This window comes from Ruegeria sp. CDSA034 (assembly GCF_059612275.1).
The window spans coordinates 76,198-97,651 of record NZ_JBXWQH010000018.1 but is presented as its reverse complement, the minus strand read 5'-3'; the positions used below and the strand labels follow the sequence as shown (position 1 = coordinate 97,651).

The 21,454-nt window shown below is 54.7% G+C and carries 28 protein-coding genes; 10 read left to right on the top strand and 18 right to left on the bottom strand.

Annotated features, from left to right (window positions below; genetic code table 11):
- Nucleotides 1-373: 373 nt before the first annotated feature.
- A complete protein-coding gene (locus tag AC2FLJ_RS21570; protein ID WP_496707576.1) occupies nucleotides 374-646 on the bottom strand; it encodes a WGR domain-containing protein in 273 nt (90 codons plus the stop codon).
- A gap of 449 nt (nucleotides 647-1,095) precedes the next feature.
- Here AC2FLJ_RS21570 and AC2FLJ_RS21565 point away from each other — a divergent pair, with 449 nt between their 5' ends.
- The 4 genes from AC2FLJ_RS21565 (at nucleotide 1,096) to AC2FLJ_RS21550 (ending at nucleotide 3,100) form a co-directional block, all read left to right on the top strand.
- On the top strand, nucleotides 1,096-1,389 hold the full coding sequence (locus tag AC2FLJ_RS21565; RefSeq protein WP_496707591.1) for a hypothetical protein: 294 nt from the start codon (nucleotides 1,096-1,098) through the stop codon (nucleotides 1,387-1,389).
- Nucleotides 1,386-1,658, top strand: a complete 273-nt coding sequence (locus tag AC2FLJ_RS21560) for a DUF6429 family protein (protein ID WP_496707575.1) — start codon at nucleotides 1,386-1,388, stop codon at nucleotides 1,656-1,658. The genes AC2FLJ_RS21565 and AC2FLJ_RS21560 overlap by 4 nt, the downstream gene beginning before the upstream one ends.
- 260 nt (nucleotides 1,659-1,918) lie before the next feature.
- Nucleotides 1,919-2,431, top strand: a complete 513-nt coding sequence (locus tag AC2FLJ_RS21555) for a DUF7986 domain-containing protein (RefSeq protein ID WP_496707573.1) — start codon at nucleotides 1,919-1,921, stop codon at nucleotides 2,429-2,431.
- Between the two features lie 63 nt (nucleotides 2,432-2,494).
- Nucleotides 2,495-3,100 (top strand): hypothetical protein, encoded by a 606-nt coding sequence (locus tag AC2FLJ_RS21550; protein ID WP_496707571.1) that lies wholly within the window; start codon nucleotides 2,495-2,497, stop codon nucleotides 3,098-3,100.
- 96 nt (nucleotides 3,101-3,196) lie between these two features.
- Here the strand turns inward: AC2FLJ_RS21550 and AC2FLJ_RS21545 are convergent, their stop codons facing one another.
- From AC2FLJ_RS21545 to htpX, 3 genes are all read right to left on the bottom strand, one after another.
- On the bottom strand, nucleotides 3,197-3,514 hold the full coding sequence (locus tag AC2FLJ_RS21545) for a bactofilin family protein (protein WP_496707569.1): 318 nt from the start codon (nucleotides 3,512-3,514) through the stop codon (nucleotides 3,197-3,199).
- A gap of 154 nt (nucleotides 3,515-3,668) precedes the next feature.
- The gene (gene htpG / locus AC2FLJ_RS21540) at nucleotides 3,669-5,534 is read right to left on the bottom strand and encodes a molecular chaperone HtpG (protein ID WP_496707567.1); all 1,866 of its coding nucleotides are present in this window, start codon (nucleotides 5,532-5,534) and stop codon (nucleotides 3,669-3,671) included.
- Nucleotides 5,535-5,594: 60 nt separating this feature from the next.
- The gene (gene htpX, locus AC2FLJ_RS21535) at nucleotides 5,595-6,473 is read right to left on the bottom strand and encodes a zinc metalloprotease HtpX (protein WP_496707565.1); all 879 of its coding nucleotides are present in this window, start codon (nucleotides 6,471-6,473) and stop codon (nucleotides 5,595-5,597) included.
- Between the two features lie 192 nt (nucleotides 6,474-6,665).
- Between htpX and AC2FLJ_RS21530 the strand changes: the two genes are divergently transcribed.
- Complete coding sequence (locus AC2FLJ_RS21530) at nucleotides 6,666-7,091, top strand: VOC family protein (RefSeq protein ID WP_496707563.1); 426 nt, start codon at nucleotides 6,666-6,668, stop codon at nucleotides 7,089-7,091.
- 219 nt (nucleotides 7,092-7,310) lie between these two features.
- Here AC2FLJ_RS21530 and AC2FLJ_RS21525 read toward each other — a convergent pair whose 3' ends face one another.
- The 4 genes from AC2FLJ_RS21525 to AC2FLJ_RS21510 form a co-directional block, all read right to left on the bottom strand.
- A complete protein-coding gene (locus tag AC2FLJ_RS21525) occupies nucleotides 7,311-7,556 on the bottom strand; it encodes a hypothetical protein (protein WP_496707561.1) in 246 nt (81 codons plus the stop codon).
- Nucleotides 7,557-7,570: 14 nt separating this feature from the next.
- Complete coding sequence (locus tag AC2FLJ_RS21520; RefSeq protein ID WP_298855084.1) at nucleotides 7,571-8,041, bottom strand: hypothetical protein; 471 nt, start codon at nucleotides 8,039-8,041, stop codon at nucleotides 7,571-7,573.
- Nucleotides 8,042-8,792: 751 nt separating this feature from the next.
- Nucleotides 8,793-9,146 (bottom strand): hypothetical protein, encoded by a 354-nt coding sequence (locus tag AC2FLJ_RS21515; RefSeq protein ID WP_176865328.1) that lies wholly within the window; start codon nucleotides 9,144-9,146, stop codon nucleotides 8,793-8,795.
- Nucleotides 9,147-9,205: 59 nt separating this feature from the next.
- Nucleotides 9,206-9,457, bottom strand: a complete 252-nt coding sequence (locus AC2FLJ_RS21510) for a hypothetical protein (RefSeq protein WP_282121187.1) — start codon at nucleotides 9,455-9,457, stop codon at nucleotides 9,206-9,208.
- 345 nt (nucleotides 9,458-9,802) lie between these two features.
- On the opposite strand from AC2FLJ_RS21510, the gene AC2FLJ_RS21505 reads away from it, so the two are divergent.
- Both AC2FLJ_RS21505 and AC2FLJ_RS21500 read left to right on the top strand, forming a co-directional pair.
- Complete coding sequence (locus tag AC2FLJ_RS21505; RefSeq protein WP_496707560.1) at nucleotides 9,803-10,219, top strand: hypothetical protein; 417 nt, start codon at nucleotides 9,803-9,805, stop codon at nucleotides 10,217-10,219.
- A 172-nt stretch (nucleotides 10,220-10,391) separates the two neighbouring features.
- A complete protein-coding gene (locus tag AC2FLJ_RS21500) occupies nucleotides 10,392-10,592 on the top strand; it encodes a hypothetical protein (protein ID WP_496707558.1) in 201 nt (66 codons plus the stop codon).
- Nucleotides 10,593-10,647: 55 nt separating this feature from the next.
- Here the strand turns inward: AC2FLJ_RS21500 and AC2FLJ_RS21495 are convergent, their stop codons facing one another.
- Entirely contained in the window at nucleotides 10,648-11,379 is a 732-nt protein-coding gene (locus tag AC2FLJ_RS21495) for a Crp/Fnr family transcriptional regulator (RefSeq protein WP_496707556.1), read from the bottom strand.
- 155 nt (nucleotides 11,380-11,534) lie between these two features.
- Here AC2FLJ_RS21495 and AC2FLJ_RS21490 point away from each other — a divergent pair, with 155 nt between their 5' ends.
- Both AC2FLJ_RS21490 and AC2FLJ_RS21485 read left to right on the top strand, forming a co-directional pair.
- Nucleotides 11,535-11,771, top strand: coding sequence for a hypothetical protein (locus AC2FLJ_RS21490; RefSeq protein WP_299664513.1), 237 nt, complete (start codon nucleotides 11,535-11,537; stop codon nucleotides 11,769-11,771).
- 17 nt (nucleotides 11,772-11,788) lie between these two features.
- Entirely contained in the window at nucleotides 11,789-12,373 is a 585-nt protein-coding gene (locus AC2FLJ_RS21485; RefSeq protein WP_496707554.1) for a fatty acid desaturase, read from the top strand.
- Between the two features lie 204 nt (nucleotides 12,374-12,577).
- Here the strand turns inward: AC2FLJ_RS21485 and groL are convergent, their stop codons facing one another.
- From groL to AC2FLJ_RS21470, 3 genes are all read right to left on the bottom strand, one after another.
- Complete coding sequence (groL, locus tag AC2FLJ_RS21480; protein ID WP_496707552.1) at nucleotides 12,578-14,200, bottom strand: chaperonin GroEL; 1,623 nt, start codon at nucleotides 14,198-14,200, stop codon at nucleotides 12,578-12,580.
- A 259-nt stretch (nucleotides 14,201-14,459) separates the two neighbouring features.
- Entirely contained in the window at nucleotides 14,460-14,699 is a 240-nt protein-coding gene (locus tag AC2FLJ_RS21475) for a hypothetical protein (protein WP_282121193.1), read from the bottom strand.
- Between the two features lie 272 nt (nucleotides 14,700-14,971).
- The gene (locus AC2FLJ_RS21470) at nucleotides 14,972-15,223 is read right to left on the bottom strand and encodes a DDE-type integrase/transposase/recombinase (protein ID WP_366524170.1); all 252 of its coding nucleotides are present in this window, start codon (nucleotides 15,221-15,223) and stop codon (nucleotides 14,972-14,974) included.
- 384 nt (nucleotides 15,224-15,607) lie between these two features.
- Here AC2FLJ_RS21470 and AC2FLJ_RS21465 point away from each other — a divergent pair, with 384 nt between their 5' ends.
- Nucleotides 15,608-16,864, top strand: a complete 1,257-nt coding sequence (locus tag AC2FLJ_RS21465) for a class I SAM-dependent methyltransferase (RefSeq protein ID WP_282121194.1) — start codon at nucleotides 15,608-15,610, stop codon at nucleotides 16,862-16,864.
- A 403-nt stretch (nucleotides 16,865-17,267) separates the two neighbouring features.
- On the opposite strand, the gene hflC is transcribed toward AC2FLJ_RS21465, so the two are convergent.
- From hflC to AC2FLJ_RS21435, 6 genes are all read right to left on the bottom strand, one after another.
- Nucleotides 17,268-18,287 carry a protease modulator HflC gene (gene hflC / locus AC2FLJ_RS21460; RefSeq protein ID WP_010442286.1) on the bottom strand — a complete coding sequence of 340 codons (1,020 nt, stop codon included), beginning with the start codon at nucleotides 18,285-18,287 and terminating at the stop codon, nucleotides 17,268-17,270.
- Complete coding sequence (gene hflK, locus AC2FLJ_RS21455; protein ID WP_496707550.1) at nucleotides 18,284-19,351, bottom strand: FtsH protease activity modulator HflK; 1,068 nt, start codon at nucleotides 19,349-19,351, stop codon at nucleotides 18,284-18,286. Before hflK ends, hflC begins: the two co-directional genes overlap by 4 nt.
- Nucleotides 19,352-19,426: 75 nt before the next feature.
- A complete protein-coding gene (locus AC2FLJ_RS21450; RefSeq protein WP_282170949.1) occupies nucleotides 19,427-19,714 on the bottom strand; it encodes a hypothetical protein in 288 nt (95 codons plus the stop codon).
- A 220-nt stretch (nucleotides 19,715-19,934) separates the two neighbouring features.
- Nucleotides 19,935-20,393, bottom strand: coding sequence for a hypothetical protein (locus tag AC2FLJ_RS21445; protein ID WP_496707549.1), 459 nt, complete (start codon nucleotides 20,391-20,393; stop codon nucleotides 19,935-19,937).
- Nucleotides 20,394-20,401: 8 nt separating this feature from the next.
- The gene (locus tag AC2FLJ_RS21440) at nucleotides 20,402-20,788 is read right to left on the bottom strand and encodes a hypothetical protein (protein WP_496671860.1); all 387 of its coding nucleotides are present in this window, start codon (nucleotides 20,786-20,788) and stop codon (nucleotides 20,402-20,404) included.
- A 38-nt stretch (nucleotides 20,789-20,826) separates the two neighbouring features.
- Nucleotides 20,827-21,093: a hypothetical protein gene (locus tag AC2FLJ_RS21435; protein ID WP_496707547.1), complete on the bottom strand. Its 267-nt coding sequence runs from the start codon at nucleotides 21,091-21,093 to the stop codon at nucleotides 20,827-20,829.
- Nucleotides 21,094-21,454 lie beyond the last annotated feature (361 nt).

Below are 21,454 nucleotides of genomic sequence, written 5' to 3'. Positions count from 1 at the left end.
CGCAGCGCAGCGCGCGAGGACACGGTCTTGTCTATTTGTCTTGTCCGAGGGGGGAGGCCGCGCCTTCCCCCTGACGTCGGGTGGCGTATGGCTTGTCCAAATCCCGCCTGACATAGGCAAAGAAGCCAAAGGATCTTCGATCCTGCAGGAGCGCAAAAGGGATCATCACCCGAACGGGCAGATCATCACGGCATGGAGCGACCATGACCCAAAGCCCCTGCCCCGGCGCGCAAGAGACGGTTCAGGGGCTACTGCGTCAGGGAGATCATGCTGGGGTGTTCTGGGTGGAAGCCGATATGTCGGCTGGAACCTCGAGCCCGGTCACGAGACGACAGGCTCGGGATTTGTCAGGGAAACAGATTGCAACACGAAGTCACTCACCGACCGGAACATACCCTCGACGGCGCTTTTGCTTTTCGAGGTTATGGAGTGCATCAGCAGCCTCGACTTCGTCATCATAAGTTACCATCATGGCTTGTCCGTTTGTGCCAATTCGCCCCCAGGTACGCAGGACGGACACTTCCCCAAACAGCGTTGGCTGCAACTCAATTCCATAGAACCGTGCCATGTTGACGTCCGGGTCCACGTGGATCAGGTGGACAGGAGTGGTCGTTGACAGCTCCATAGCCCGATTGTCGGCTAACATAGTCTTTCTGTCCAATGACTTTGCGAGATCAGTTCTTCGGAAAGGATTCCAAGCCTGTAAGGAACCTGACGTCGACTTGGTTACTGTTAAGCAGATTTTGCCGCCTTTAACGACAGCGCTTTCAATGACCGTTTTTGCAATGCTGGCAAAACACAGTCCTTATCGCCAGTGACAGAAGCGTTCGAATTTCGGTGTATCCAAAATGGGACGCGTGCCCACAAGTGTTGGATACACAATAACTGGCCGTGGTCACGCGACCTACGATGGCTGCGCATTTGTATGAAATTGTCAGCCGTTAAGTGTTGAGAAATGCTTTCTGTCCAGTAGAGCCAAAAGCCTACTATATATAGTGCTAAGAGTATCTAGCTCTACTACATACTTGATTTTTATCCTCTTTTGTTCTATATTTATTGTACCGTCAAGGGGGGAAGCAGATGTCCGAAACTGCCATTTCAGAGACACAGACCGCACTGCCAGCCACGGCCAAACAACTTGCTTACGCACATAAAATAGCGGCGCAACAAAACGTAGTTCTACCCTGGGAAATCCAGCAAGACCGGCGTGCTTTGAGTCAGTGGATTGATACACAGCGCGCAACGCCACGCATACGTGATACCAGACCGAGTTCCAAACAGGTGGCTTTCGCAGAGCGTATCGCACGGATCAAGCGCAGCGTTGTTCCGGACGAGTGCTTTCGGGATCGCACATTGATGTCCCGCTGGATCGACAGCAATAAGCCTTGACGGACCCGGCCCCGATCGCGTCCGCTGTGGTCATGACGATAGATGAAGACAAGGTGGATGACGCGGTTCTGGCGTTGCTTTGGCTAACGTTGCATGACGAATGCCGCGCCTGGAAAGGTTTTGACTGGGACGCGCTTGACCGTCTGTACCAGAAAGAACTGATCCTGGACCCTAAAGGTAAGGCGAAGTCAGTGGTGTTGACCGAGGACGGGTTACGCCGATCGGAAGCGCTCTTCACGGAACTATTTGTACAGAAGCCCACAAAATAGCTATCTCACAGCGCGACCAGCAAGGCAATCTAGACTGGCGTAAGCTTGACCTCTGGCTGACGACTGCAACCTACGCTAAATCGACCCTGTCCAATTAACGATGAAGAAAGATACCGGCTGATGGGACATGATCTGGACAGGCTCATAAGGTTCGTCACGCGCGGCTTGCGGACGTTCTGGAAGAGCATTTCCTGCCGACCCTCGAAACATTTGATCTCGACTTCGAAGACCTGACTGATCTGCTGGGCGAAAACTGGCCAATGGTCCTGTGGGGCGGCAGGCTGGAGGATCTGCTGGGCCGAACATTTGGACCAAACAATAAAAACGCGGCCGATGCCTATCTGAAGCGGCATGGATCGAAGGAAAGTGCCCAGACCCGAGCTTATATCGCGGGGTTGCGGGACGCTCCCGTCAGCCTCTACGAGGTCAGCACCATCAAACCAGGCAAATCCATGGTGCTGACGGACCTGCTGTCAGACGCCGACCCCGTCACCGTTCGGGAAAAAAGCGCCACACAAATGGTGCAGCAATGGGATCGCATCGTTGTTCGGGTGGTCAGGCAGGGTGATCACAACATAATCTCGGGCGCCCTGCTTCCGTTCGACGCGAACGCCGTTGCGTTGCTCGATGATGAGCTTCGGGCCGTCCTGAAATTGAATGAGACAGATCAGTTGCGGCTGACGCCGGATCAACTACGGCGCTCCGCGCCCCTCTTCGCCAATGCCTGGCTCTTTGCACATCTGCCGAATCTGCTGGATCCGGAACTACCATAGATCCGCAACAGTGATGGTGACGATCTGGTCTTTCATGATCTGCGTTTTCCCCTCGCCAGCGGAGTGACACAAAACCGAGTTTCAGAGCGACTGTTGCAGGCCGCTGAACTCGTGGCCTCGGGTCAGAAAGAATGGACATGGCTGGCTTTGGACGACGCCGGCGGCATGCGACGCACGACCGGCCTGGTCCTGGACAAGTCGGTGTCCGGCGCTGCTGTCCTCGGATCTCTGTCCCTGAAAGGCAGGGCGCTGACGCTGTCTGTGGATTCAGTCGCGCGCGCGAGACGTGGCGAAGCATATATCCTTGAGCTGCTGGGTGATCTGGTGAAGCCGCCGCTGACAGCAATCCAGACCGTTGAGCAGATGATGGCAGAGGACACTCAAGAGACCGGACCCGCTGCAGACGAGGACATCCCCCCTGCCCTGGCCCGGCAGCTCGCCCAGGAGTATCTCGACCAACACTACCGTGACTCGCTCGACCAGCCGATACCGGCCTTGGGTGACAAAACTCCCCGCCAGGCCAGTTGCAGCGCCGCAGACAAGAAACAAGTGATTGAATGGCTAAAGACAATCGAAAACCGCAGCGCCCGTCAGACCGGCTCCCCTGTCGCAGATTATGATTTCAGCTGGATGTGGGACGAGCTGGACCTGTCAGACCACCGAAAATGACAGATAGCCTGGACAATCGAGCCATTCAAGTTTCACTCGAAACCAGGCAATCGCATTTGTCAGAAGTGTAACTATGCTACTGGTCGTTGACGTGCCCTACTGCCCACCCGCAATGTTGACTTTGCCCACAATCTTCGCACCGCTTTCGGTTGCCATAGTCCTGGCCTCTACATCAGCTTGAACATGTGAAGTCGATGCAATCTTCAGATCGTCACATTTCAGGCTTCCCTGGTGCTTGCCATCAATAATGATCTTCTTGGCCGAAAGTGCACCGTCGACCGACCCACCGATCTGAACAGTGATTGTCTCAGCGCTAACGTCGCCAACCACTTGCCCTTTGACCTCGATGCCTCCCGCACTTGAGTTGAGATTGCCCTCAATTGTCAGATTTTCTTCAATGATTGAGCTTGCCACGTTGAAATCCTCTGGATGAGACGTTGGCGACCCTAAGACGGAAGCTGGGATTTGACCACCAGCGTTAAAGGTGACCTGATCCCGGGGCAAAGATCCGCCTTTAGCCAAAGGCAATACTGCAGGACTGCTGTATTTGCATTTCCGGATGCTCTCTCTACTTGGCAAAGGCGCGCGCCAGAATCGAGCCCATACGCTGTGCGAATGCGGATGGGTCGATGGGGGCTTCACCTTCGACGATGCGGGCTTGATCCAGCAATAGATGGGCAGCGTCTTTCAGCAGGTCGTCATCGTTCACATTCTCTTGCGTGGCACGGTCTGCCAGTTTGGTAACGATCGCATGGCTGGGGTTCAGCTCAAGAACGCGCGGGGCGCCATGCAGCAACTGCCCGTGGCGTTTTAACAGGCGCTCCAGATTGACATCCAAGTCCCCGTCATCGGCAATGAGGCAAACAGGGCTGTCGGTCAGACGTTTCGAAGGGCGCACGTCTTTGACGGCTTCGCCCAGTTCGGCTTTAAACGCAGCGATCAGTGCAGTGAGGTCTGCCTCTTCAGGCTTGACGTCTTCCGATTGGGTTTCATCTGCCTTGAATTCATCGAGATCAGCTGCCCCACGGGTGATGGACTTGAACGGTTTGCCGTCATAGTCCGTGATGTGCTGCAGCCAGAACTCGTCCACATGGTTGGAAAGGAGCAACACCTCGACCCCTTTGGCCTTGAAGCCCTCTAGGTGGGGTGACTGGGCCAATTTGGCAGCATCCTCGCCAGTTATGTAGAAGATTGCCTCTTGTCCCTCTTTCATTCGGGCCACGTAGTCGGCTAGGCTTGCCAAATCGCCAGCAGCGGTGGAGGCGAAGCGGCAAACCTGGAGGATCCGATCACGGAGCGCGGCATCTTCGACCAGGCCTTCCTTCAGCACTGCACCGAAGTTGCACCAAAACGCCGCGTACTCTTCAGGTGCTTTGGTGGCCTTTTTCTTCAGCTCGCTCAGCACCTTTTTTGTGATCGACGTCTTGATCTTGGCAAGCTGCGGGTCGGTCTGCAACATCTCGCGCGAGACATTGAGCGACAGATCCTGGCTATCCACAACCCCCCGCAGGAAGCGCATATAGGCTGGAATCAGATCCTTTGTGGTCTCGGAGATGAAGACTCTATTGACGTATAGCTTCACATGACTTTTGCGCTCGGGTTCAAAAAGATCGAATGGCTGGGTGCTGGGCACAAAGAGCAGGCTGGTGTGGTTGAGTGTGCCTTCGACCTTACTATGCATCACGTGCCACGGCGCATCAAAGGCGTGGGAGCAGTGACGGTAGAACTCAGTGTATTGTTCCTCCGAGATGTCCTTCGCAGGGCGGGTCCAGAGCGCTTCGGCTGAATTGAGCGTGCCTTCTCCAAGTTTAACCGGGAAGTTGATATGCTCGGAATAGGTCTTGATGATGTGCCGAATACGGGCTTCTTCGGCAAATTCCTTGGCATCTTTCTTGAGGTGCAACGTCACTGTAGTTCCGTTGGTCACGCGCTCGGTCGGCTCAATGGAGAACTCGCCCTTGCCGTCAGAAGACCAAAGCCAGGCCTCGCTCTCGCCTGCCTTGCGGGTCACGACATCGACCCGAGACGCCACCATGAACGCTGAATAAAAACCCACACCAAACTGGCCAATCAGGCCTGGCTTGTCCTTGTCGTCAGCCTTGAGCGCTTCAATGAAAGCACCGGTGCCGGATTTGGCAATGGTGCCAAGGGTCTCAAGCAGATCAGCGTGGTTCATGCCGATACCATTGTCCGAAATCGACAACGCCTTGGTCTTGGCATCAATCTCAAGCGTGATCGCAAAATCCTCGGATGGGGCAAGCGACGCGTCGGTCAGGGCAGCGTAGCGCAGCTTGTCACAGGCGTCGGATGCATTGGATACGAGCTCTCGCAAAAACACCTCGCGGTTGGAATAAAGCGAACCCGCGACGATCTCCAAGAGCTGGCCCACTTCGGTCTGGAAGGAAAACGTTTCTTTCTCAAGGGTCTCTGTCATGGCTCGTAACTCCTATTGGCAATCGCGGCGCAAACTAATGATCTATCATGCCGGTTTCAACTAGCCCCAAGGGCCACCTCTCGAAGGGTGGGCGCTGCTTTTCAACCCTTTGGCACCACCAAGTGCCCGCAGCTTGGCGATGCGCTTGTCTATCGGCGGGTGCGTGGCAAAAAGGCTATCCACCGCCTGCATATGAAGCGGGTTGACGATGAACATATGCGCCGTGGCCGGGTTACGCTCGGCAGCAATATTGTCGATCCGGCCAGAGAGCTGGCCCAATCGGGCGAGCGCCGAGGCCAACCAATCAGGATTACCGCAGATCGCGGCCCCCTCGGCATCTGCCTCATACTCACGCACCCGGCTGATCGCCATCTGCACCATGCCCGCAGCCAGGGGCGCAAGGATCATCATGGCAATAGTACCGACAATACCCAAAGGCCTGTCGCGCCCGCCGCCAAAGAAGATCGCGAAATTCGCCAGCATCGAAACTGCCCCGGCCAGGGTTGCGGTGATGGTCATCGTAAGCGTGTCGCGGTTTTTGATATGTGCCAGCTCATGAGCAACAACAGCAGCCATCTCTTCGCGGCTCATGTTGCTCAACAAGCCGCGCGTGACGGCAACAGCGGCATTCTCCGGATTGCGTCCGGTGGCGAAGGCGTTGGGCTGCTCGGTCTCCATGATGTAGAGCGCGGGCATGGGCATACCGGCCTTCCGGGCCATCATTTCGGTCATTTTCCACAGCTCCGGTGCCGAGCGCGCATCAACACGCCGCGCACCATGCATACGCAGAACGGCTTTGTCCGAATTCCAGTAGGAGAAGAAGTTCATCGCAAATGCGAGGCAGAGCGCGATGACAAGGCCCACCTCACCGCCCAGCATGAGCCCGATGACACCCACAAAAGCTGTCATCACGGCCATGAGAACAAACGTACGCACCATCAGACTTGGCCTCCAAAACCCATCGCCGCGCATATAGGATCTGCCTTTTGCGAGAACAATGACCTGGTACGGGAAGTAGCTGGATTGCGGGCAAAACTGTAATTCGGAGAAACTAATTCAACTTCCTCTATCCCAAGCTGCGGCCTTTGATGTTAGAACCGCAGAAGAAAAACATTGAACAGATGACTGACAATGAAGCTGGAATTTCATCACATTAACTTTGTGGCCGACGATGTCGATCGTATGCACGACTTTTACACAAGCGTACTTGGTCTTGCTGATATCCCACAACAAAATTTCCCTCGCACTGAAGCAAACGAAGATATGGGCTATGACGGCAAAATCAGATTTGCGACCGAAGGTAGCATGCAGATGCATCTTGCAGAACGGGACTTAGGTGTCGCGTTCAAAAACATGCATGCAATAAATCCGGTTGAACGAGGGCATATTGCCTTTCGTACCGATGACCTTGATGCCTTTCTCAGAAAGCTCGATGAATGCGGCATTCCATACTCAGACTATGGAACGGCTTTCTCGAAAGAGTGGCACCAAGTGTTCTTTCACGACCCAGAAGGAAACGTGATTGAAGTTCATCAAAAAGTCTCCTCCATGGGATAGGCAAATCGCTTGCGAAGCGAAGTTCCACTCGTGCATTTGACGGCCCAAAGCTGCCATTCATCGGGTCAGGCCACGCCGCAACGCAGCTTCATCAAACCGGCCATTCGCTGCGCGGGCGAGATCCGTGCGTTGTGATAGGTAAGCACCGCGGACGAAGGGGGCTTTCGCATTATCTCGGACAACGACGCCAGGCAGCCCTAAAAACAATCAAGGGATCTGTCACGACCGGCCGCCAGAGCGGCGGCGACCTTGACCGACGCCTTCCGGCACAGCCGCGCGCCAAGCTGAGGTGCCCTTGCAGCGGGAACAGATGCGCTCGCCAAAACCTTCACTCCAGAAAGAGGATTTGCAGCGCAAGCAGAACCGTTCCTTGGGCGCATCTGCAAGCGCACGCATTGGCGGTTCCGAGACGATGAATTCCTTCTTCTTTTGCATCAGTTCCTCGCGTATCGTTGATTCAGGCATTCGCTTCTTCCACTTCATTCAGGTACAAGCGAAGTGGCCTGTTGGCATGGCATCCCTTCATTTTCGGCGTTCTGAATTTCAGAGCTGTCCTGCGAAAAAACTTGCGGGGTCTCGTCTTTGGGACTTTGGTCAACGAGATCGATATTCTCCCGCGTTGTCCGCGATCCAGAGTAAAGATGGCGCAATTGGGCCTCGGATACCCCGTCGGCCTGCATCACAAGCTGCACCATTGGGTCTGCCAGCATTTCTTCCAGAAAAACATCAGACAGCTCTCTTCCTGAAAGCTTGTCCTTCGCGCGGGCATTGTCGAGATCAATTAATGAAACGGTTAGGCTCCGGGTTAATCCCGGATGGGAAATGCGTGGATGCAGGTGGACAACAACCGAGGCCTTCCAAGCTTCAGGGTCTTGGTGATCCGGAGGCGAGGCGAGTTCGGTCTCGATTTCATACTCGCCGGCGGGGAGCGTTTCTGCAAAACCGGGCACTGTGAATGGCCAGTCGAAAACTGCGATGGTCTTGCTGAATTGGTCATCCATTGCGGTGGTCCTTTCGATTAAGGGCCAGGTAGGGCTCGCCAGCCCGTTCCGGCGCGACTCTCGGGGTTTTTCGAGATTGGCTGAACCGGTCTTTGCCGCCCTGATTGTCGGTTTCCTTATTCGACGGTTCAGCAGGACGGCAGACCTAATAGCCAGGTCATTGAAAGACATGATCCCAATCGATTTCGGATTTTCCACTGAGACCTCGGTGCGTCGGTCAGACCCGAAAATTCGCACGTAGCCTATCAGTATATGGGGTTTGAAGGGCCGATTTACTACGGCGCGTTGCCAAGCAAATCAGCACATGACGCTCGGTATCGGACCGCTATTTGAGAAGTTACAACAACTTCAAATTTAGGCAGGCTTCGCTATCCCCGTTAGTTTTGGCAAGTTTTCCTTGCATAGTCGAATTCTCGCGACATCCGGCGCGTTTATTGCCCCCAATAAGAGCGTTGTAGTTCATGCCTATTTTCATTTCGCGCCTGACGGGCCCGGTGAGTTTGGCTGAGCCGGTGTGATCGCTTGTTGCGCCGCGGTAGATTGTACTTGAGGGAAATTTCAGACTGCTTGCATCGGTATCCCACTTTCTAACATCAAGGGTCGAATAGGTTCCATGGTCGCTTTCTAGTTGCAATCCAAACATCCCACTTACCGTAGCAAACCAGTGTGAATTGACGAGGGCGGCCTTGACGCAATCATATTAAGATGCATCAAGGTTCAGCCCTTCTATGCACGCTTTGGCGAGATCGCGGTTCGGAGAATCGGAACCAGGCATGGTTGCCCAACCCGCATCCATCACGGCGTCGCGTCGCTTGTACGACGTGGCAGCCTGGATCGTTGCGAGCTTTGCTAAACGCTGATTATCCGTGCGGGACATGTCGTGGCAAATTGGCACGAGCGCCGCGATCACCTGGTCCCGCGCCATTTCGCTTGCCAACTTGTTCGCGCTTCCGCCAGTCATCCAGCCGCCCCAAGAGAATCCAACGACACCGACAAACACCGCGCCGAGCAGTGCGCCATACATACCGGGTTTCAGCCATTCAGGATTGGTCATATCAAGTCCTCCAGCGGAGAAAGCGCCGCTTCGCTATGTTGAATTGTTTCACAACGGGCCTAGTCGCAGGCAATGGCGTGCTCCAGATCCTTTTGTGTTGTCATGTGCATCGTTGTTTGACCGACATGACTCCCTCGACCCCTGACCATTAAGTAGGTCGCGGTGCGTCGGTAAGCCTCAAAGCTGACGCCTTGCAGCAACTCCTCCTCGAAGAGAATTTCATACGCGCCAGCCGGAAACACGATGTCGCTGTTTCCCAACCTGAAGGCATTGGTGAACGTCACCTTTGACCTGATCGAACGCGTGAGCATCCCATACCTCCGTTGAATTGATCGCTGGATTTCCGGCACCGACCATGGTCGGCCGCATCAGTCCAGATGCCCCGTCAAGTCACAGCACTTAGGGCTATATTATTCCCAACCCACGGGCTTTATGCTGATCGAAGTTAGTACCCATCAGGTTCTTTACTGTCAGGATGTGTGCAACTACCTCACCCCCGACAATCGGGGCTAGAAGGTGGCGCATCCAGGCAGATGCAAGTCTTTGCGCCTTGCAGCAATCAAGCAATATTGAATGCGGTATCCAACGCGTTGATCGGTATCTTTGTCCCAACGATTTTTGTCGAGCGCCGCTCCCCCAGCCCGAAAGGAAAAATCATGTCTGTATCAGATGTTCTTCGCCCGGATGGCTCCGACTACGACCCTTTCCTGCTTGCAGAAGTGGGTGAAGACAAAACCGGTGCAACAGTCACGGTTTTGTCAGCCCTTGCGCGTCTCGGGCTCGAGCCTTGGACCGAGGCTCGTGAGCTTACACTTCTGGGCCGGGATGCAGCGCATGCCCGGCTGAAAGCACATCTTTCGACAGTCAGAGATGTACCCACGCTTGATCATGCGAGCGGCAGCGTGGCGACAAAGTTGGTGGCCTTGTTACCTAAGCGCGTGTCGCATCGCGTTTCGAAATTGCCTGAGACAATAAAGTATACCGGCCCCCGGGTCCCGATCTATTGGATGCTGATTTCACTCATGGGCGCTCTGATACTTGCGCGGATCTTTTATCTCGCTCAAGCGGGCTAACCTGCGTCAGTACGAAGGCGCTCTGAAACCCGTTAGGTAACATGTGTCCGCTGTGTATTTGGTTGGCATTTTTTTTGAGTATCTGAGGGGCGCGGGGAACATGGAGCTCCCCAAAAGGGCTGTATGAGTCTCGTGCTTCTTATTCTCGGACCGTCCAGGAAAGGACATTCCAATGAATGATGAAGACCAGAGTCAGGAAAACCACGCCGTCAAGCACATGGCCTCCGTCAAGGCCGCCTGGGACAAAGCGCCTGAAGGCCCCAAAAAGGCGACGGCATTGAAACACTATCAGGCCGCTGAAAGTGCCCATGAAGCCGAAAATGACGAAGAGGCTCACAAGAAACTCAAGGAAGCCAGTCGGGCGCTGATGTAACGTCACGCGTTGGAGATGCAAGCAGGATCGTCCAAAACCAGATTGTGGGACCCAATCAGGCCAGAAGCGGCCGCTTCTGATCCAGATACGCTGGATCGAAATCCGCCAGTTTAACCAGACCCTCATAGTTATTGAACGTCACAAACCCATCCCGAAATGTAACCAACTCGTCCTCCCTGAGTTTGCGCAGGACGCGGTTGACGTGAATGGCGCTCAATCCCAGTGCATCGGCAAGATGGTACTGTGTGAGCGGGCAGGCATAGCCTTTCTTGCTGCCCATCCCCACAAGCGACAGCCTGACTCCCAGTTCCAGTAGGAAATGTGCCATGCGCGCATCCGCATCACGCCGCCCAAGCCCGACAAGATGTTCGACAACCATCGCTTCGTCGCGTGACACGGCCCATAAAACTGCAGTGGCCAGCCGAGGTGTCTCTGCGAAGGCTTGCAAAAGATCACTCACCAGAACCTCGGCGGCTTCGATATCAACAATCGGCTCAATGCCATGGTCTGAAGTGTGCAACAAAACGCTGCGCAGCCCAAGGAAATCCCCAGGAATCTGGAAATCGACGATTTGGCGTGATCCGTCAGGCTGAATCTTATATGAAACAACCCAGCCTGCGGCGAGGATATAGGCAGCCTGTTCCGATTGTCCCTGATGAACAAGATCTCGGCCAGCCTCAAAGGTTCTCCTCCGCTGGTGCAATTGTTCCAAAACGGCCAGTTCCGCCTCTGCCAAGGCAACAAATGCCGAGAGTTTCTGTGTTAGCGGGCTGGTGTTGGTGTTCATCGTAGGATTTCCCCGAGCCTGCAAAGACTCTACGAAGAATTTGGTATTGAGGCTACTTTCGATCAGTCCAAAATACCAAAACTCATATGACAATAGAAAAACCATCACCACCTCGCCTGGTCACGAATCCAATGACTTTAAAAGGAATGACCCCAATGTCAGACCACCAAGATCCCGCAGGCATGGCTGCACTCTCGATCTGCGAGGCTCTTCTACTTGCCTTAAACGATCTCAATCTTCTTCAGGAACGTGAGATCGTCGGGGTTTTGCGCGATGCTGCCGTGACCCACGAGTGTGCCAATGGTTCGGAATTAGAGCTAGAAACCCATTCGGCAGTCGCCAAATTGATCAACGAGATTATTGTCAGCGGTAACTTCTCGCGCCGATCTTAGATCACGCGGCCGGATACTTGGACGTCCTGTTGTTCGTGTTTCTACCGACGATGCTCCTCGCTGCAATTGCTGGTATGTGGTTCTTTTACCTGCAGCACCAGTTCGAGGATACCAGTTGGCAGCGGGAAAATGATTGGAGCATTCTGGATGCGGCGCTTGAAGGCAGTTCACACTATGCACTGCCCGGAATGCTGCGCTGGATCACCGGGAATACCGGAGTTCACCATGTTCATAATCTGGCCAGCCGTATCCCGTTCTATCGTCTTCCCGAGGTCCTTCGAGGTCATGACGTCCTTGCCAACACCCGGCGCATCACTCTCCGCGATAGCTTGCGCTTCTCAAGCCTCGCGCTCTGGGACGAAACCGAACGCATCGTTATAGTGAGTTATGAATCAATCCGGGTACAGATCAGAAACTTCGGAAACCAAATTGCGAAGCATGCCAAAGCGGCGCTCCAATGGCCTTCGGACACCATGGGCCGGAGTTGCGGCTATTGCCCATGTCTCCATCCCTTCCTAACGACGCGAATCCTGCACGCACTGCTGTGGTTCAATCTTCGTCTTGCGACTATGAAAATTACTTTTTCTTATTCCCGATCCTGACCGGCCTCTGACCCTTTGTGAAATCGGCCGTCGCCACGATTTTTTCCTTTGGTTTCTTTGGCTTTTTAACTTCGCGGTTGCCGCGCCTCTTGTCACCTTTTGACATCTAAATTCCTTTCAGGTTGGTTTCTCTCAATACGTTTGCATGTTACAAATCGACCGACTGCATTGAGGTGGTCCCGTCGTTGGGTCAAAAGACCTGCGTCACGCCCTCAAGGGTCCCAAATCTGATGCAGTTCCAGACCTGTTGGGTTTTTGTGCGACCATCGCCTCGGTTGTGATCAGAAGGCTTGCAATCGACGCCGCATCTTCCAGAGCAACCCGGACAACTTTGGTGGGGTCAATGATCCCCGCTGTCAGCATGTCGACATAAGTTTCCGTTTGAGCGTCGAACCCGAAGGATGGGTTTTCGCTTTCGATGATCTTTGCCGCGACGACCGATCCGTCCACGCCGGCATTTTCGACAATCTGGCGCAGCGGTGCCTGGATTGATCGCCGGACGATCCTGATGCCGGCATCCTGGTCGGAGTTGGCACCTTTAAGGGTCGCAAGCGCTTTGTCTGAATGGAGCAGCGCAACACCACCGCCTGGAACAACACCTTCCTGAACCGCCGCGCGAGTGGCGTTCAACGCGTCGTCAACCCGGTCTTTGCGTTCCGTTACCTCAATCTCCGTGGCCCCTCCGACCCGGATGATGGCGACCCCGCCTGTCAGTTTAGCAAGACGACTCTGCAGCTTTTCCCGTTCGTAGTCGGACGTCGTATCTTCGATTTGGGAGCGAATCTGGGCGACCCGTGAAGTGATTGCTGATTTGTCGCCAGCGCCATCAATGACGGTCGTATCGTCCTTTGAGATGACGACTTTCTTTGCGGCACCGAGCATGTCCAGCGTGACGGTTTCAAGCTTGGCCCCCAAATCGGTCGAGATCACTTGACCGCCCGTCAGGATCGCGAGATCCTCCAGCATCTCCCTGCGGCTATCCCCAAACCCAGGCGCCTTCACGGCGGCAACTTTCAATCCACCACGAAGCTTGTTGACCACAAGCATGGCCAGCGCATCGCCCTCCACGTCCTCGGCAACAACCAGAAGCTGCTTTTCGGCTTCCATGACTGCTTCGAGGAACGGCACCATGTCGGCAAGAGACGACAACTTGCTCTCGTGGAACAGTATAACGCAGTCTTCCAGCTCTACGCTCATCTTGACCACATTTGTTATGAAATATGGGCTAAGGTAACCGCGATCGAAATTCATACCTTCGACCACTTCGGTTTCGGTCTCCAATCCCTTGCTCTCTTCAACCGTGATTACGCCTTCAGTGCCGACCGCAGCCATCGCATGGGCGATCTGACGGCCAATCGCTATATCTCCGTTGGCGGAGATGGCCCCTACCTTCGCAATTTCGACACTGTCGCCAACCGGTCGGGACAGGTCCTTGATCTTTGCGGCGACGACCCGGACGGCTTGTTCAATACCTCGCTTCAGATCCATCGGATTCATGCCAGCGGCAACGGCCTTCATCCCTTCCTTGACGATCGCCTGAGCCAGTACGGTAGCAGTGGTTGTGCCGTCGCCAGCCTCTTCGTTGGTGCGGGACGCGACTTCCTTCACCATCTGGGCTCCCATGTTTTCAAAGTGATCCGGAAGCTCGAATTCTTTGGCAACAGTAACGCCGTCCTTGGTGATACGCGGGGCACCGTGGGATCTGTCCAAAATGACGTTTCGACCTTTTGGACCAAGAGTGATCCTGACGGTGTTCGCCAGCATGTTGATCCCTGTTAGCATTCGGCTGCGCGCATCAGCACTGAATTTGACGTCTTTGGCGGACATGTCGGGAACTCCCTGAGACAAGGATTGGATGATGGTCTGCTGCGTCGGAAAAGACCGTCTGGTCCATGGTCTTTTCGTCTTCGTCGAAAAGGCGACGCTAAGTGAACGGCTTCGAAGCACTCCTTTTTAAGGTTTGCCGAGCAGAACAGCACTGGACGGAGGCGTGCTGATCGGGCGAGTTTCATTCGGGCGGGAGCGGTGGCGGATTCTTTTTCGGGTCCACTTCAAAGGTCGGGAGTCAAACCACTACCGCGCGGTGTCACAAACATCGAACCGTGTTTTTGGTGACTATGATCGCGTTAATCAAGTCAGCAACGGCCTGATGGCATTTTGTTTCCAATCCTATTGTTGGAGCGTTTTCGTGAGCCGTCACCGCGGCGCGTAATTCCCTCGCGGCTTGGCGTTCCGGAAGCAATTTTTGATTATTCAAGGAGAGCGATGGTGCCTCATAGATCGAGAGTGCCGCTATTCCTGCAAACTCTGTTGGGTCAGACATCATGGGCCGTTCCTGTCGCGTTAACTCATCAGGACCAGAAGTGGGCTCGATGAATTCAACCATCGTTGCAGAATTTTCTGCATGTTGGACTGATTGAAAGCAGCTTCGCGTCGAATTTTCTCGTGAAATTTTCGCCGCACTTGGATGACCCAATAAAAACAATCGAAAACAGACCTCTCACTCGAAAACTATCTGCAATCGTCGCTCTTTCGGGTGCTGAACGGTTGTGTTGCAAACTTTTAGAACGGCCAGAGTTAACGACATGCTGGACACATTTATCCAGCGATCACACCAAACAACCGAAAGCCCAAAGTTGTAGCGCTAGAGAGCTGCTTCATTCGGATCATATAGACGACTTCAATGCCATCCAAGTTAGCGGACGCAGATGCGAAAGATTTGAACCCACACATGCGCCGAACACGCTGTATTTTGAACTGATGTTCTTGCTCGATCAGTCTATTCAGGAGTTTCGACCTTATTGTCTGTACTTTAACCGGGCAACCAAATCGCCTCAAGTTCCTGTTCACTTCTTGAAATACCTGCTGCGTTGGCTCCGCTCTTATCGATTACGGTTTTGCCAGTGCTTCCGATTGACTACAACGCTTTGGCAAAGAACTTGGTTGCTGCGAGACCGTTCCATCGCTCAGGCAGCACGAAATCATGGGTGTTCCCTGTCACCTGCTTTATCGACAGTTCGATAAAGGCGCATCCAATTGCCGCGAACACGCAGTTAAATCCGGTCCATGCGCCAGGAATTCAGCACAGGGTGCCTTTTCGATTGTGCTCGCGCGGCGATCATCGGCGAGTATTTGGGAACCTACCTATTCAATGTGGCGTTATCTACGCGCACGACCGACCGCTCTGCGGACACTAAGCGGACATAACTTGCTCCTTCAACTTGTGCGATTGCCATGGAGTGTAGTCTAATCGTGGAAGCATTGGAGGACGTCACATTGTGGGTGTCATTGCTTGACCGCCTTTTGACCAAGATCATCCAAGAAGGTGAGCTTGCGGTGACTTGGCCGGATGGGCGTTGCAGCACCTATGGCCGCGGAAAAGGGCCCAGTTCAGCCATAACCCTCCACGACAAAGCGCTTCCGCGCAAATTGGTAATGAACGGCGATCTCGCCTTGGGCGAAGCCTATATGGATGAGACTCTCACAATTTCGCAAAACGATTTACGCGGCTTTGTTTCGCTAATTGTGCGCAATGCGAACAACTATGGTGGTGGGCGTTACGGCACGTCGGTCACAGGGCTGCGCAAGTCACTTAGACGTATCGCACAGTATAATCCCGTTCATATCGCGCGCAGAAATGTCGAACATCATTATGACCTTTCCGCTGATCTCTATGAACTTTTTCTTGACCAAGACCTTCAATATACCTGCGCCTATTTCTCAGATCCGGTGCAAAGCATCGAAGAGGCCCAGGTAGCAAAGAAGGCGCACATAGCCAAGAAGCTCTTAATCGAACCAGGAATGACAGTGATGGATATCGGCTGTGGTTGGGGCGGCATGTCAATTACCATGGCGCGAGACTATGGAGCGAAGGTGGTTGGTGTGACCTTGTCCAAAGTGCAGTTGGAATATGCAAAAAGCAGAGCCGAAGCGGCCGGTGTCGGGAATATGGTCGAATTTCGCCTGATCGACTATCGAGAGGTCGACGAAGAATTTGATCGTATCGTTGTGGTCGGAATGATGGAGCATGTTGGTCGGCCCCAATATCCAACATTTTTTCGCAAACTGCGTGAGAATCTGAAACCGGATGGCGTCGCATTGGTGCATACAATCGGTCGATCCACCGCACCCGGTCGAACGTCGCCATGGATTCACAAATACATTTTTCCCGGCGGATATGCACCATCAATGTCCGAAGCCATGAAGGAGATTGAAAAGCAGGACTTGGTGACCACAGATGTTGAAGTCTGGCGCGGCCACTACGCGCGAACGCTTCAATGTTGGCAGGAAAAGTTCGAGGCCAATCTGGAATCGATCCGCGACCTCTACGATGATCGGTTTCTGCGAATGTGGCGATACTATCTGATCGTATCCGAGATGGCCTTTTCGGAACAGGGCTTGGTTGTATTTCAGTTTCAGCTAAGCCGAGGTCAGATGGTTGTTCCTGTAACCAGAGATTATCTGTGCAAAACGTCTAATCAATCGGGCTGAACTCACGATTTGCGGGCCAATCCGCTATTCGCGGGACAGTCGGTCAAATTCCGCCACAAGGCGCAACGTTTTTCTTTATTGGCCCAACCGACCCGAGCGTGCATATTTGGGCGTCATGAAAAACAAATAGTGAACATGTAAACCAGTTGCCATTCGTTGTGCCCTATGCGTACCGATAAGACGCGAGGTGATTTCAACGGACAAACTGGACTTTTGCGTTTGCGGCGGATGCACGTGCCGAAAACCCAAAACTTTGAACCTATTAAACGCGGATGGTGTGGATGACGTTTGCTCCCAAACACCGCGTTTGCGGCATCGGGTGTCGGTCGCAATCTGGCGTTCGGCGCTTCGCGTTTCGTCCAAATCCACCGGTTCTTCCGTCATCTCTTTGTCCTCCGATTCATCAGCGTTCGGCCGCAGCCGTCAGGCCGGGAGGGGGAGGAGATGTACTTCCAGACGGCTCTCCGGCCTCCATTCCTCTCAGAAACCTGAAAAGTTCGCTATCGGTTGTCAGGACCAGCGTCGTTCCGCCTGAAATCATGTCCTTGTAGGCCTGCATTGTCCGGGTAAACGCATAGAATTCGGCTGCTTGGGCGTCGATGTTGTAGGCTTTTGCGTAGATCGCAGCCGCCGAGGCGTCAGCCACGCCGCGGATTTCCTCGACGGCGCGATACGCTTCGGATTGTATCTTGTTCAGATCGCGAACCCGGTTGCCGCGAATTCGCGCGGCTTCGCCATTGCCTTCGGAAAGAAAACGTTCAGCGATCTGGCGACGCTCGGAGATCATGCGGTCATAGATCTTCGGACGCACACTCTCATTGTAATTGATCCGCTTGAAACGGATATCGAGAAGCTCGATCCCAAATACACGAACCTTCTCTGAGGCGGCTGCGAAAATCTCCTGTTCCACAAGTGCGCGGCCTTTCTGGATAGGAACCAGAGAACCTATGTCCTGCGCACGCTCCTCATCGGTTAGAAGCGTGTCCCGCAGCGGGATCCGGCCTTTCGTAGTCCGGATAATCTCTATCAACTCGTGTTTGGCGACGGCATTGCGGGTTTCGCTGCCGAGAATATCGTCTAGTCGGGATTGCGCGCTGCGCTCATCGCGCAGCCGCAGGAAATATTGCAATGGGTCGGTGATTTTCCAGCGGGCGAACAGATCGACGGAAATGTAGAGCTTGTCCTTGGTGGGCATGTCGGACGGATTGCCATCCCACTCAAGAACCCGGCGGTCGATCCGGTTGACTTCCTGAACGATGGGCAGCTTTAGCTTTAAACCGGCCGTTATAACTGGTTCTCCCACGGGTTTGCCGAATTGGGTGATAATGGCCTGTTCGACTTCGCCAACTGTGTAGAGGGAACCGGAGGCAATCACGCCAACTGCAGCCGCAATCCCTGCAATGAGACCCAGTCTGATGCTCATGACGGATCCTCCTGAAGCCTGTCGAGGTTCAAAAGCGGCAGGATGCTCGCAGTCGATCCTTCGACAATGATTTTTGACAGGATTGTGGGCAGAACATCCTGGAGGGTTTCTATGTATATCCGCCGCCTCGTGACCTCAGGCGCCTTGACGTATTCGGCCAAAAGCGCGGTGAACCGCGCGGCGTCGCCTTCCGCCTCGTTGATGCGTTTCAGGCGATAGCCGTCGGCCTCGCGGATCCGCTGATCTTTCTCGCCCTCGGCCAGCGGAATGACTTTGTTATATTCGCGGCGCGCCTCATTGATCAGGCGTTCCTTTTCCTGCTGGGCCTGGTTGACCTCATTAAACGACGCCTGAACGGGTCCCGGCGGGTTGATGTTTTTCAGCTGCACCTGGTCGATGCTGATGCCCATGGCGTATTTCGTGGACAGAGCCTGCATCTTAAAAAGTGCCTCGCTCTCGATCTCTTGCCGGCCGATGGTGATGACCTCGTCAACCGTGCGGTCTCCAACGACCTCGCGCATCACCGACTCAGAGACGTAACGCAAAGTCGCGCTTGGCTCGCGTACCTCGAACAGGAACTTCAGGGGGTCCGAGATCCGGTACTGCACCACCCATTCCACAAGCGCGGCGTTCAGATCTCCCGTAACCATTTCGGTTTCACGTCGGCCGTCTGACGGGCTTTGGAAGGGATCACTCCTGCCCGGCGTGGTGAATCCGAATTCCTGCTTCAGTTGCCGTTTCACGGGCACCAGTGTGGCAACGTCGATGCCAAACGGGAATTTGAAATGCAGGCCAGGCGGAACCTCAGCAATGTATTTGCCGAAACGCTGGACAACGGCGACCGAGTCGCTCGGGACTGTGTAATAAGAAGACCAGGCTGCAACCGCCGCCAAGACTATCGCTCCTGCAACCAGTACCCCTCTCAGAGGCGGCCGCCCTTCAGGGAGTAATCCGCTCAGGCGGTCGCGGCCTTGACGAAGAAGATCGTCAATCTCGGGAGGATTGCTCTTATGTTTGCTTTGCCATGGCCCACGGTCTTCCGGGCCGCCGTTCTGGTCGGGCATATCGTTTTCTCCCTTGCTCGTGCGAACCGGCACTCGGCGCAGACCTTGGCGGTCGGCGGGGTGGATCCACGTGTCTTATTCCCTCTGTGTCGGCATTCCTTCGTTCTCAGCAGCCTGTATTTGTGAGTTTTCTTGTGGCGATGTACCTGTTGTATCCGCATCCCATGTCTCTTTGTCCGCCTGAGATGCGCGCCCGCCCGCGTAGAGATGCCGAAGCTGCATCTCGGAAACACCGTCGGCCTCCATCACCAGCCGAACCATCGGGTCTGCCAGCATTTCTTCGAGGAAAATTTCGGCCAGATCTTTTCCGGTCAGCTTGTCCTTTGCCAGGGCGTCATCGAGGTCGGCCAGTGAAACGGTCAAGGTTCTCGCCAGGCCGGGGTGGGATGCCCGAGAATGCAGCCTCACCGCTACAGATGCTTTCCAGACTTCCGGGTGCAGCTGGTCGGGCGGTGAACACAGTTCCGTTTCAATGTCATACTCTCCTGCCGGAAGCCTCTCGTCGAAGTCAGGCACACTGAAAGGCCGGGCGAAAACCGCAATTGACTTTCTGACTAGCTCGTTCATAGGAGAAGTCCTCTCATCAAAGCGACAAGCGCGCCAAAGCTGCGGCTGCCAGAGCAATGCCCTTGTCGTGGTAGTCCCCGTGGAATACGCCATCCACCTTGACCTCCCAGATCCCATTCCTCTCTCTGACACGGACACGATCAGCTTGCGCGGTTGGATAATAGGGGTGTGCCGAAGTTTGTCTCTTTTCCGGTTGGTGCAATGGCTTAACGAGTACGCTGGAGCTCGCCGCCTTTGGCAATTGCGTTTCTCCAAGGGCCATCACGGCGCGAATAAACTCCTCCGCGTAGTCATCCGCGTTCCGGTGGTCATGCTCGTGCCGCACCATGGCCATCGGCTCAACAAAACGCTTCTTCAGGTGCTCAACAAAACGCGGTTCCGTGTGCGACATGTAAGCAATGAGCGACTGGAGAACCCGTTCATGGGCTAGAACGCGCCGTTCAAGATCGGTTGTTTCAGGCAGAGGTGGTGACATGGCGCTGCTCATCCTTCATTGATCGTGTTTTCCGGACGCTCCGGTGACTTGTTTACGTCAAGGGCTGCAAGGCAGGCTTGCGCGATGTCCCGGTTCGGGGTCTCTGTGCCTGGTATCGTCACCCAGCCAGCCGCCATCAGGGCCTCTCGCTGCCGGAAGGTAGAGGCTGCCCGGATCGCCGCCATCTTGGCAGCCCGTTCCGGATCGGATCGGGCCATGTCCAGACAGACAGGCACCAATGCGGTGGCAACATGTTCACGGGCCATAGCCACGGACCTGTCGTTCGAGGTTCGGCCGGTTACCCAGCCGCCCCAAGAAAATCCAGCTACACTAACAAGTACCGCGCCGATGACGGCACCGTAGAGGCCGGGTTTAAGCCATTCGGGAGTGTTCATTGTAGTTCCTCCAGCGGCAAAGCGCCGCCTCGCTATCTTCAGGTGTCACATTGAATGCCGTGGCCAAGTGCCGTTTCCAGGTCGGTCCAGGTAATTGGCCGCATTTCTGTTCGGCCCAGCGAACGCCCCTTGCCGTTTATGGTCAGGAAAATCGCTGTTCTGCGGTAGTCCGTGAAACTCAGCGTCTCGATAAGTTCTTCCTCAACCAATACTTCGTATTCACCGGCAGGCAGCTCGTCCGAATATCCGGATAGGGCAAACGGGCGCGGGAAGGTCACGGTGGATCTGATTGAACGCAGCGCCATCCCCGGTCTCCGCGATGTATACGTGCCTTCCGCGCTGCAAGGGCTGCCGTATCCTGATTGCAGAGAGGTAGCCTGCATTTGCGGTCATCATACATTATCCCAGAACCGGGCGATGCGCGCTGACCCATGTTAGCGCCGCTGGGCCCTGGGCAGTGCCGGCGAACCTTGGAGCTGCCCTGATGCTTGACTCTAGAGGTTTGGACACCGGCTGATCTGCGTCAGCGCGTGCTCCAAGCGATGCGGGTATGATCGAAATAATCCGAAACATTTTGATCTTGCCAGAGGAGGCCCCGGTCAGTCGGCACGTTCGCTCCCAAGGTCCGAAAGCACTGAAAAGGAGGAAATGGTGATGCCCGCAGGT